The organism is Priestia sp. P5_B4, assembly GCF_056400385.1.
Window position 1 is genome coordinate 1 of the sequence record NZ_JBFULJ010000080.1, and the last position, 11,080, is coordinate 11,080.

Sequence of the window (11,080 nt, forward strand, 5' to 3'; positions counted from 1 at the left end):
TCCTATTGCTGTGAGGACTTCTAGCTACTCGTTGAGAATGTCTCTTGATGAAAAGCTGTGTAATTAGTGGACAAAATGCCTATAGAACGAGAATGGCAGAGAAAAAATAAGCTTTTCCTTCATGAAATCAAAATTTGAAAATATATATAGGCTAAGGAATAAAGTTGGCTATAGGAGGAGAGAGCATGTTAAAGATTTCAGAATTCCAGCTGAAAGATGTAGTGAATGTAGCTGATGGCAAAAAACTTGGAAATGTAGGGGATATTGATATTGACTTAACAACGGGAAAAATACAGGCCGTCATTATCGGAGGCTCTCGTGTATTGGGCTTCTTTGGAAAAGATGATGAAATTGTGATTCCGTGGAAAAATATTGTGAAAATTGGTTCTGATGTCATTTTAGTACGTTATAAAGACGCATTTCAGCCTGAAGAGAATTAGTTTTTTGTCAACAGCACCTAGCAATCTGTGGTACAATATGTGAGAAGAAATGAAACAAGGGATGTGTCACATACATGAATCCTGAGCCATTAAAAAAAAGCCATCACGAGTCATTTATGTGGCTGAGCCCTTGGGTAGAAAAGAATGATATGCTTGTTGCTGGTTTCACCACAAAAAATGGTGGCGTGAGTAAACCTCCATTTGCTTCTTTTAACCTAGGGCTTCACGTAAACGATAACGTAGAAGATGTTATTACAAATAGAAAAATTTTAGCAGCCGAACTAGACATGTCTTTTGAAAGCTTTGTATGTGCTGAACAAGTACATGAAGCAACTGTTCAAAAAGTAACAAAAGCCGACTGTGCAAAAGGACTCTACAAGTATGAAGAGGGCATAAAAGCAACGGATGGCATTTATACAAATGAATCTGATATTTTGTTAGCTTTATGTTATGCAGATTGTGTTCCGCTGTACTTCTATGCGCCTGATCACCATTTAGTTGGTCTAGCTCATGCCGGGTGGAAGGGAACAGTGAAAGATATTGCAGGAAATATGATTCGACGTTGGGTAGAGCAAGAAAATGTTCCGGTTGAAGATATTTACGTGGCGATTGGCCCTTCGATTGAAGATTGCTGTTATGTTGTCGATAACCGCGTCATTACACAAGTAAACGAAGTAGTTGGCCAAAATGGATATCAAGAAGTAAGCCCTGGACAATACGCGCTTAATTTAAAAAAAGTCAATAAGCTGCTGATTCAAAACGCAGGCGTATTGCCGGAACGAATTTTAACATCGTCGTATTGTACAAGCTGTGAAGATGACCTGTTCTTCTCACATCGCCGCGACCAAGGGAAAACAGGACGCATGTTTAACTTCATAGGCTTTAAGGAGGAGTAATTACATAGTGACAGCTAGCGTAAGTGAAAATCTAGAAGCAGTTCAACAAACAATTGCTGAAGCGTGTAAAAAAGTTAATCGAAATCGAGAAGATGTAGAGCTGATTGCTGTAACAAAATACGTTTCCACAAAACGAGCAGCAGAAGCAGTGGATGCAGGCATTTTACATCTTGGAGAAAACAGGGATGAAGGTCTTCTAGAAAAGTATGAATCAATCGGTGAGAAAGCGACCTGGCATTTTATCGGAAGCTTACAAACAAGAAAAGTAAAAAATGTGATTGATAAAGTTGACTATATTCATTCACTAGACCGAGTATCTTTAGCAAAAGAAATTGATAAACGTGCAGGGCATCGTATAAAATGTTTTGTACAAGTTAATGTTGCCGAAGAACAATCCAAGCATGGCCTTGCTGTAGAAGACGTAATTCCATTTATTAAATCCCTTGAAGAATTTACAAATATTCAAGTGGTCGGATTGATGACCATGGCTCCTCACACAGATGACGAGTCTACGCTTCGCAGCTGTTTTCAAGGTCTAAAAAAATTGCAGAGTCGCATACAAGAACTAAACTTGCCATATGCACCGTGTACAGAGCTATCAATGGGAATGTCAAACGATTATGCAATTGCAATTGAAGAAGGAGCAACATTCATTCGACTAGGAACCACGTTAGTTGGGAATGAACGTTAAGGAGGTGTAATTCAAGATGAGTATGAAAAATCGCTTTAGAAGTTTTTTTGCTCTTGATGACGATACTGAATATGTAGAAGAACATTACGAACAAGAAGAGTCGGTAGAAGAGCCCGTACAGCAGTCGAGACCAGCAGCGAAAGCTAGTCAGCAGCCGAATCAGCAGCAAAATGTGATTAGCTTGCAAAGCGTTCAAAAATCATCAAAAATGATGCTTTGCGAACCTCGCGTCTATGCCGAAGCACAAGAAATTACGGATCATTTAAAAAATCGTAAAGTCGTAGTTGTGAATTTACAGCGCATTCAACGAGATCAAGCAGTGAGAATTGTCGACTTTTTAAGTGGTACAGTTTATGCTTTAGGCGGGGACATTCAAAAAATTGGAACCGACATCTTTTTATGTACACCTGATAATGTAGACGTAAGCGGAAGCATTTCAGATATGATGGGAGAACACGATACAACAAACGTAAAGAGGTGGTAGTTTTTGGACATCGTTTTTGGGATTCTTGGACAATTGATTGGTCTTTACTCATGGGCACTGATTATTTACATTTTGATGTCTTGGGTACCCGATGTAAGGGCGTCTAAGTTTGGTCAGCTGCTTGGCAGCATTTGTGAGCCTTACTTAGAGCCTTTTCGTAAAATCATTCCGCCTATTGGCATGATTGATATTTCACCTCTTGTTGCAATCTTTTTACTACGATTTGCACAAGCAGGTGTACGTTCACTTCACAGTATGGTTGGATTTATTTAAAAAGGAATCGCTGGATTCCTTTTTTACATACCAATAGTAGGAGTAATAATATGTCTATTTATGAACATTTTAGGCAAGAAGAACATGGATTTATTGACCAGGTTCTTCAGTGGAAAGAGGATGTCTTACATCAATACAGCCCAAAATTAACGGACTTTTTAGATCCAAGAGAGCAGCAGATTGTGACAGCTATTGTCGGGACTGAAGGAGAGGTTCAAGTTTTATTTGATGGTGGACAACCGTTTGCTGAACGCAAGCGCGCGCTGCTATATCCGGATTACTATGTACCTCAAAGCGAAGATTTTCAGTTGCATATGTACGAGCTCAATTATCCTAAAAAGTTTGTGACGATTGAACATCCTCAAGTTCTTGGGTCGGCGATGTCCTTAGGACTGCGCCGTTCAAAATTTGGAGATATTTTGGTCGCGGGAGACGATATTCAGCTTGTAGCTGCAGAGGAAATTTCTTCTTATATTGAGATGAATTTAACATCAATTGGAAAAGCCAAAGTTTCACTTTCTTCTATTCAAAGAGAGCAGCTGCATGTGGTAAAAGAAGAGCTGATTGAACACGTTTATACAGTTTCTTCAATGAGGCTTGATGTTTTGCTGTCGACCATTCACAATTTATCAAGACAAAAAGTCCAGCCGTTTATTGCAAATGGAGCGGTAAAAGTAAATTTTAAAGTCATTGAACAGCCTTCTTTTGAATGTCATGAAGGTGATATTTTGTCGCTTCGTGGTCACGGCAGAAGTCGTATCGTTTCACTTGAAGGAAAAACTAAAAAAGAAAAATGGCGAATTGTTGTAGGAAAGCAGAAATAAAGAAATCTACTAGCAGGAAATTTTAAAAATATGTCGAATAAACCATTACTAATGATGTAATGAGACAACACGGAGGTGGCCTAGATGCCTTTAACCCCTTTGGATATTCATAACAAAGAGTTTAATCGCGGGTTTCGCGGATATGATGAAGATGAAGTAAATGAGTTTCTTGACCAAGTAATTAAAGACTATGAGCTAGTCATGCGTGATAAAAAGGAGTTAGAAGGAAGAGTATCTGAATTAACAGATCGTCTTGGACATTTTACTAACATCGAAGAAACGTTAAATAAATCAATTTTAATTGCTCAAGAAGCAGCGGAAGATGTGAAGCGAAACGCTGAAAAAGAAGCGAAGCTCATTATAAAAGAAGCAGAAAAAAATGCGGACCGTATTATTAATGAAGCATTGTCTAAGTCTCGTAAAATTGCGATGGACATTGAGGAGACGAAAAAGCAGTCTAAAGTATTTAGAACTCGTTTCAAAATGTTAATCGAAGCACAGCTTGAAATGTTAAACAGCGACGACTGGGATCAGTTGATGGATTATGAGATGCCAGCGCTAGAAGAAAAAATTGACTAGTCAAGACATCATCTTGACTTCTCACGTTTTGTTGTCATATAATTTGGTAACAGATGAAATTTCATATCAAACAGTACGGAGACAGGGACAGTAGCTTTTTTAGTTTGTCAAAGCGAATCGAGGATGGTGTGAGCTCGATAACAAACAAAAAAGTGAAAATCACCCTAGAGTACCATTGCTGAACTGATGATAGTAAGCAGTGGCGGTTTATTCACGTTACGAATGCAAAGAGGATTTGCGTGCAGCAAATCTACTAGGGTGGTACCGCGGGAGGCCTTCTCGTCCCTTTTTGGGATGAGGAGGTCTTTTTGTTATGGTACAAAAAGATATGAAATTTACGTTTTTTTTGGAGGGTAAAACATGGAATATAAAGATACATTATTGATGCCAAAAACTGAATTTCCAATGCGTGGAAATTTACCAAACCGCGAGCCTAAAATGCAAGAACAGTGGGCTGAAATGAATATTTATGAAAAAGTACAAAAACGTACGGAAGGCCGTCCGCTATTTGTCCTGCATGATGGACCTCCATATGCGAATGGCGATATTCACATGGGACATGCATTAAATAAAATTTTAAAAGATTTTATCGTCCGCTATAAGTCGATGTCAGGCTTCTGCGCACCTTATGTACCAGGCTGGGATACACACGGTTTGCCAATTGAAACTGCTTTAACAAAAAATAAAAAAGTAAACCGCAAAGAAATGACGGTAGCTGAGTTCCGTAAGCTTTGCGAACAGTATGCTTGGGAACAAGTGAACGGCCAGCGTGAGCAGTTCAAGCGTTTAGGTGTACGCGGAGATTGGGATAATCCATATGTAACGCTTCAGCCGCAGTACGAAGCGCAACAAATCAAAGTGTTTGGTGACATGGCGAAAAAAGGCTACATCTACAAAGGGTTAAAACCAGTGTACTGGTCCCCTTCAAGTGAATCTGCTTTAGCAGAAGCGGAAATTGAGTACTATGACAAACGTTCAGCTTCTATTTACGTAGCATTTAACGTAAAAGATGGTAAAGGTGTGCTTGAACAAGATGAAAAATTCATCATTTGGACGACAACACCATGGACAATGCCAGCTAACCAAGGGATTGCCGTCAATCCTGAGCTTCAGTACAGCGTAGTTGAAGCAGATGGAGCAAAATATGTAGTGGCAACTGAACTGATTGAAACAGTTGCTAAAGAAATTGAATGGGCTGACTATAAGACGCTTCGTACGGTAAAAGGTTCAGAACTTGAGCGTGTAGTAGCTGAGCATCCAATCTACAAGCGTGATTCATTAGTTGTTCTTGGCGATCACGTAACAACGGATGCTGGTACTGGGTGTGTTCATACAGCACCGGGACACGGGGAAGACGACTTTATCGTTGGTCAAAAATACGGTTTGGAAGTTCTTTGTCCAGTCGACAGTAAGGGTCATATGACGAATGAAGCACCAGGATTTGAAGGGTTATTCTATGATAAAGCGAATAAGCCGATTACAGACAAACTAGAAGAAGAAGGCGCGCTGTTAAAATTAAGTTTCATTACCCACTCATACCCACATGACTGGCGTACAAAGAAACCAACAATTTTCCGTGCAACGGCACAGTGGTTTGCGTCTATTAAAGATTTCCGTGAAGATTTATTAAAAGCAGTAGAAAAAACAAAATGGGTACCTACTTGGGGTGAAACGCGACTTTATAACATGGTGCGTGACCGCGGAGACTGGTGTATTTCTCGTCAACGTGCATGGGGCGTTCCGATTCCGGTATTTTATGCTGAAAATGATGAGCCAATCATTACGGATGAAACAATTGAACACGTATCAAATCTATTTAGAGAACATGGATCAAACGTATGGTTTGAGCGTGAAGCAAAAGACTTGCTTCCGGAAGGCTTTACTCATGAAGGAAGCCCAAATGGCCGCTTCACAAAAGAAACAGACATCATGGACGTATGGTTTGACTCTGGTTCTTCACATCAAGCTGTTCTTGAAGAACGTGAAGACTTACAGCGTCCGGCTGATTTGTATTTAGAAGGTTCTGACCAATACCGMGGCTGGTTTAATTCAAGTCTTTCTACAAGCGTAGCTGTAACGGGTGAAGCACCTTATAAAGGGGTACTTAGCCACGGATTTGCTTTAGACGGTGAAGGTCGCAAAATGAGTAAGTCATTAGGAAACGTTGTAATTCCAGAAAAAGTAATGAAACAACTAGGTGYAGATATTTTACGTTTATGGGTAGCTTCTGTAGATTACCAAGCTGATGTTCGTGTATCTGATAACATTTTAAAACAAGTAGCAGAAGTATATCGTAAAATCCGCAACACGTTCCGTTTCTTACTAGGAAACTTAGCGGACTTTAATCCAACAACTGATGCTGTAGCTGTTGAAGACCTTCGTGAAGTAGACCGCTACATGCTTGTGAAGCTGAACAAATTAATTGATAAAGTGAAAAAATCTTATGATTCATTTGAATTCTCAAGCATTTATCACGCAGTGCATAATTTCTGTACAATTGATATGAGTTCATTCTACTTAGACTTTGCAAAAGATGTATTGTACATCGAAGCAGAAAATAATGTAGAGCGCCGCAGCATTCAAACGGTCCTTTATGAAACGTTATTATCGTTAACGAAATTAGTGTCTCCAATTCTTTCTCATACAGCAGACGAAGTATGGGTTCACATTCCAAATGTAACGGAAGAAAGCGTGCAGCTAGTTGATATGCCAGAGGTTCAAGAAATCGAAGGAGCAGATCAATTAGTAGAGAAATGGGATGCATTCATGGAGCTTCGTGATGAAGTATTAAAAGCGCTAGAACAGGCTCGTAATGAAAAAGTAATCGGTAAGTCTTTAGAAGCAAAATTAACGCTGTATCCAACAGCAGATACGAAAGAACTGTTAGCATCTATTTCTGAAAATGTAGGTCAACTCTTCATCGTTTCAGATCTTGAGGTAGCAGAAGGTGAAGCACCTGCTGAAGCACAAAAATTCAGCTATGCTTCAATTGTTGTAAGTAAAGCAGAAGGTGAGAAGTGTGAGCGCTGCTGGGTTGTATCACCAACAGTTGGCGAAGATCAAGATCACCCGACTTTATGTACACGCTGTGCGGATGTTGTAAAAAATCACTACGTTCAGCAGTAATTAACAAAAACACGTCCTTTTTGGGCGTGTTTTTTGCTGTACGAAATTCCCAAATACAATGGTATAAAGCATTTAAAGCCTTAGGAAAAACTTGTGTTGTAGATTCGATGGAAAACTCGGTAAACCTAACATCATTAATACTTCATCTTATCAGCACAGGAGGCGTTTGAATGTATGAAAATTATCTTTCCATTGGACAGGAATTAGCTCTTATTAAAGAAGAATTACAAGATCGCCTATTGAGATATGCTACAGAACAATCTGGTTATATAGATGAAAAGGAACGTTACGTAATAGAAATGATTAAAGCCGATTTAAAAGATGTAGAACACGCGTTAGCAAAGCTTGACGTTGGTGCGTTCGGAATTGATGAACTAACTGGCGAAGTGATGTCTATTCATAAATTAAAAGTAATGCCGACGGCCCGCACAAATGAAGATTTATTTGTTTTATGGTGAGAAGCGAGAAAAAAAATGAATTATGTGCTAAAATGCTTTAGTATGGATTCGTTTGATTTTATTGCGGGAGGAAAACGTTTGTGTTTTATTATCTTATCGCTTTAGCTGTTATACTTATTGATCAGGTAACAAAATGGATGATTGTAAAAGAAATGTATTATGGACAAAGCATCACCGTAATTGAAAACTTTCTTTACATTACCTCTCATCGTAACAGAGGAGCCGCGTGGGGGATTTTACAAGGACAGATGTGGTTCTTTTATCTCATTACGGTGGTTGTGGTAGTCGGTTTAATAATTTATATTCAAAAGCTCAAAAAACAAGATAAATGGTTCGGTATTGCGCTAGCATTAATGTTAGGCGGCGCCATTGGAAACTTTATTGATCGAGTGGTCCGTAAAGAAGTAGTTGATTTCGTAAATACATACATCTTTACGTATGATTTTCCGATTTTTAACGTAGCTGATTCGGCACTTGTCGTCGGAGTAATCATCATGTTTATTATGACGCTGTTTGAAGGGAAAATGAAGAAGGAGCACAAAGAATGAATGTAATTGAAACAGTTATAAATGAAGAACAAGCGGGAGAACGTATTGATAAAGTACTTTCGACTGTAAATGCAGAATGGTCACGTTCACAAGTGCAGCAATGGATTAAAGAAGGTCACGCAAAAGTGAACGATAAAACCGTTAAAGGAAACTATAAATGTAAAACAGGAGACGCTATTATTATCGAAGTGCCGGAATTAGAAGAGCTTGATGTGGTAGCGGAAGAAATGGATTTAGATATTTATTATGAAGATCAAGATGTGCTTGTTGTAAATAAACCTCGCGGCATGGTTGTACATCCAGCTCCTGGTCATCATAGCGGCACGCTTGTAAACGGCCTAATGGCTCACTGTAAAGATTTATCGGGTATTAACGGCGTTATGCGCCCTGGTATCGTTCATCGAATTGATAAAGATACATCCGGTTTACTTATGGTTGCAAAAAATGATTTAGCTCATGAATCACTAGTTAGTCAGCTTGTAGCTAAAACAGTGACGCGTCGTTATAAAGCTATCGTTCACGGAGTAATTGCGCACGATCACGGTACAATTGATGCGCCAATCGGCCGAGATAAGCAAGATCGTCAAAGCATGACGGTAACTGATGAAAACAGTCGTGATGCAGTGACACACTTTACTGTATTGCAGCGTTTTAAAGATTTTTCACTAGTCGAATGTAAGCTAGAAACGGGGCGAACACACCAAATTCGCGTTCATATGAAGTATATTGGCTTTCCGCTTGCCGGGGATCCGAAGTACGGACCGAAAAAAACGCTTCCGATTGACGGACAAGCGCTTCATGCAGGTGTATTAGGCTTTATTCACCCTCGTACAAATGAATATATGGAATTTGAAGCACCGGCTCCAAAAGAGTTTAATGAGATGCTAGAGCTTATTGAAAAAAGAAGTTGACAACTGCCATAAGTGATGGCATACTTGTATTAACTTAATAAGAACCTTTAAGAACAGTCCAGAGAGGCTGAGAAGGAAACGGTGCAGAAAAGGCATATTTATAGCCTTTTTGAAGAAATATGTCTAAAACCAAATCCTCTTGCCTCAAGGCAAGAGGATTTTTTTATGTCAACAACTTGAGGTGAAAAACAGTGAACGTAAAAGCTACCGTACTTGACGAACAGGCTATTCGCCGCGCTTTAACTCGAATTGCACATGAGATTATTGAAAAGAATAAAGGAATCGAAAATTGTGTGCTAGTGGGGATTAAAACGCGAGGTATTTATATCGCAAAACGTTTAGCAGAACGAATTGCACAAATTGAAGGAAATACATTGCCAGTCGGAGAACTAGACATCACGCTTTACCGAGATGATTTATCGAAAGTGACAAGCAATGATGAGCCTCTCGTAAAAGGATCAGATATTCCGACAAATATTGCAAATAAGAACGTCATCTTAGTAGACGATGTGTTATATACGGGCCGTACGGTTCGAGCAGCACTTGATGCACTGATTGATATCGGCCGACCTGAACTCATTCAGCTGGCTGTCTTAGTGGATAGAGGGCACCGCGAGCTGCCGATTCGAGCAGACTACGTTGGCAAAAACGTACCGACAGCTAAAAGTGAAAAAATTGCGGTGCATTTAATGGAAGTAGACGAAAAAGACCACGTGTCTATTTACGAAAAATAAATTATATACCCTTTTAAATGGTAGTCCCGTGAGGCTGCAAAAGGGGGGTCACTATACAAGGAAAACTATACTGCGGTATAGCGTCTTCCTTGTATGCTGAAAACCTCTTTGCCTCTGCGTAAAGAGGTTTTTTAATAGTGATAGGAGGAAAAACATATGAGTCAACAACGAGATTTTGTACTTGATATACATGATAAACCAAAAGCAATAAATTGGTTAACATTGAGTCTGCAGCATTTGTTTGCAATGTTTGGGTCGACGGTGTTAGTGCCGTTCCTAGTCGGGTTCAGCCCGGCAATTGCTTTGATTTCAAGCGGGGTAGGAACGCTTGCTTTCCTGCTCATTACAAGAGGTCAAATTCCTTCTTATCTTGGTTCATCGTTCGCGTTCATCACGCCAATCATTTTCGCCAAAGCTTCGTTTGGACCTGAAGAAACGATGGTTGGTTGTTTCTTAGCCGGACTTGTTTATGGAATTGTTGCTTTGATTATAAAAGGAACAGGAATCAATTGGATTATGAAGCTGCTTCCTCCGGTTGTAGTAGGACCAGTTATTATGGTTATAGGCTTAGGACTGGCTAATACAGCAGTAGGCATGGCTATGAACGATGCAAAAGGAAATTACAGCTTAACTTACCTGATGGTTGCGCTTGTGACACTAGCGATAACAGTTGCTTGCTCAATCTTCTTTAAAAACATTATCAGCCTGATTCCGGTACTGATGGGAATTATCGGCGGATACATCTTCGCTTATACACAAGGATTGGTAGACTTTTCAAAGGTAGTGAAAGCAGAGTGGATTGAAGTACCTCACTTCTACGTGCCGTTCGTCACATACACGCCGTCCATTTCATTAGGGATTGTGCTTATCATGGTACCTGTAGCAGTCGTAACGCTCTCAGAACATATCGGACACATTCTCGTCTTAAATAAGATTGTGGATCGAAACTATATTGAAAAGCCAGGGCTGCACAGATCGATTTTAGGAGACGGAGTAGCAACTATGCTTGCTGCGCTGATCGGCGGACCGCCAAATACAACATACGGTGAGAACATCGGAGTGTTAGCCATCACAAAGGTGCTTAGCGTATTTGTGATAGCAGGAGCAGCAGTCTTC

At 39.8% G+C, this 11,080-nt stretch carries 13 protein-coding genes and 1 other annotated feature; all 13 genes read left to right on the plus strand.

What is annotated here, in order from left to right; all coding sequences use genetic code 11:
- Positions 1-185: 185 nt before the first annotated feature.
- Positions 186-440, plus strand: a complete 255-nt coding sequence (locus AC1DRF_RS10080; RefSeq protein WP_013058951.1) for a YlmC/YmxH family sporulation protein — start codon at positions 186-188, stop codon at positions 438-440.
- Between the two features lie 74 nt (positions 441-514).
- Positions 515-1,336, plus strand: a complete 822-nt coding sequence (pgeF, locus tag AC1DRF_RS10085) for a peptidoglycan editing factor PgeF (protein ID WP_097824528.1) — start codon at positions 515-517, stop codon at positions 1,334-1,336.
- 7 nt (positions 1,337-1,343) lie between these two features.
- The gene (locus AC1DRF_RS10090; RefSeq protein WP_097824527.1) at positions 1,344-2,027 is read left to right on the plus strand and encodes a YggS family pyridoxal phosphate-dependent enzyme; all 684 of its coding nucleotides are present in this window, start codon (positions 1,344-1,346) and stop codon (positions 2,025-2,027) included.
- A 16-nt stretch (positions 2,028-2,043) separates the two neighbouring features.
- On the plus strand, positions 2,044-2,511 hold the full coding sequence (locus tag AC1DRF_RS10095; protein ID WP_028410770.1) for a cell division protein SepF: 468 nt from the start codon (positions 2,044-2,046) through the stop codon (positions 2,509-2,511).
- A gap of 3 nt (positions 2,512-2,514) precedes the next feature.
- Positions 2,515-2,784 (plus strand): YggT family protein, encoded by a 270-nt coding sequence (locus tag AC1DRF_RS10100; RefSeq protein ID WP_014458382.1) that lies wholly within the window; start codon positions 2,515-2,517, stop codon positions 2,782-2,784.
- 50 nt (positions 2,785-2,834) lie between these two features.
- Positions 2,835-3,608 (plus strand): YlmH family RNA-binding protein, encoded by a 774-nt coding sequence (locus AC1DRF_RS10105; protein WP_427075236.1) that lies wholly within the window; start codon positions 2,835-2,837, stop codon positions 3,606-3,608.
- An 84-nt stretch (positions 3,609-3,692) separates the two neighbouring features.
- Positions 3,693-4,187 (plus strand): DivIVA domain-containing protein, encoded by a 495-nt coding sequence (locus tag AC1DRF_RS10110; RefSeq protein ID WP_013058945.1) that lies wholly within the window; start codon positions 3,693-3,695, stop codon positions 4,185-4,187.
- A gap of 69 nt (positions 4,188-4,256) precedes the next feature.
- Positions 4,257-4,477 (plus strand) — a binding site (T-box leader).
- 70 nt (positions 4,478-4,547) lie between these two features.
- On the plus strand, positions 4,548-7,313 hold the full coding sequence (gene ileS / locus AC1DRF_RS10115) for an isoleucine--tRNA ligase (protein WP_477740678.1): 2,766 nt from the start codon (positions 4,548-4,550) through the stop codon (positions 7,311-7,313).
- Between the two features lie 170 nt (positions 7,314-7,483).
- Complete coding sequence (locus tag AC1DRF_RS10120; protein WP_013084845.1) at positions 7,484-7,771, plus strand: conjugal transfer protein TraR; 288 nt, start codon at positions 7,484-7,486, stop codon at positions 7,769-7,771.
- Between the two features lie 80 nt (positions 7,772-7,851).
- Positions 7,852-8,319: a signal peptidase II gene (gene lspA / locus AC1DRF_RS10125; RefSeq protein ID WP_013084844.1), complete on the plus strand. Its 468-nt coding sequence runs from the start codon at positions 7,852-7,854 to the stop codon at positions 8,317-8,319.
- Positions 8,316-9,230, plus strand: a complete 915-nt coding sequence (locus tag AC1DRF_RS10130) for an RluA family pseudouridine synthase (RefSeq protein WP_013058941.1) — start codon at positions 8,316-8,318, stop codon at positions 9,228-9,230. The genes lspA and AC1DRF_RS10130 overlap by 4 nt, the downstream gene beginning before the upstream one ends.
- A gap of 191 nt (positions 9,231-9,421) precedes the next feature.
- On the plus strand, positions 9,422-9,964 hold the full coding sequence (gene pyrR, locus AC1DRF_RS10135) for a bifunctional pyr operon transcriptional regulator/uracil phosphoribosyltransferase PyrR (RefSeq protein ID WP_258357458.1): 543 nt from the start codon (positions 9,422-9,424) through the stop codon (positions 9,962-9,964).
- A 156-nt stretch (positions 9,965-10,120) separates the two neighbouring features.
- The coding region (locus AC1DRF_RS10140; RefSeq protein WP_477740679.1) for a uracil-xanthine permease family protein at positions 10,121-11,080 on the plus strand (960 nt) is incomplete at its 3' end.

Excerpts from the sequence above, each read along its gene's own strand:
- AC1DRF_RS10130 (WP_013058941.1), top strand. The coding sequence starts at position 8,316 with ATGAATGTAATTGAAACAGTTATAAATGAAGAACAAGCGGGAGAACGT.
- AC1DRF_RS10105 (WP_427075236.1), top strand. The coding sequence starts at position 2,835 with ATGTCTATTTATGAACATTTTAGGCAAGAAGAACATGGATTTATTGAC.
- pgeF (WP_097824528.1), top strand. The coding sequence starts at position 515 with ATGAATCCTGAGCCATTAAAAAAAAGCCATCACGAGTCATTTATGTGG.
- AC1DRF_RS10110 (WP_013058945.1), top strand. The coding sequence starts at position 3,693 with ATGCCTTTAACCCCTTTGGATATTCATAACAAAGAGTTTAATCGCGGG.
- AC1DRF_RS10080 (WP_013058951.1), top strand. The coding sequence starts at position 186 with ATGTTAAAGATTTCAGAATTCCAGCTGAAAGATGTAGTGAATGTAGCT.
- AC1DRF_RS10095 (WP_028410770.1), top strand. The coding sequence starts at position 2,044 with ATGAGTATGAAAAATCGCTTTAGAAGTTTTTTTGCTCTTGATGACGAT.
- AC1DRF_RS10120 (WP_013084845.1), top strand. The coding sequence starts at position 7,484 with ATGTATGAAAATTATCTTTCCATTGGACAGGAATTAGCTCTTATTAAA.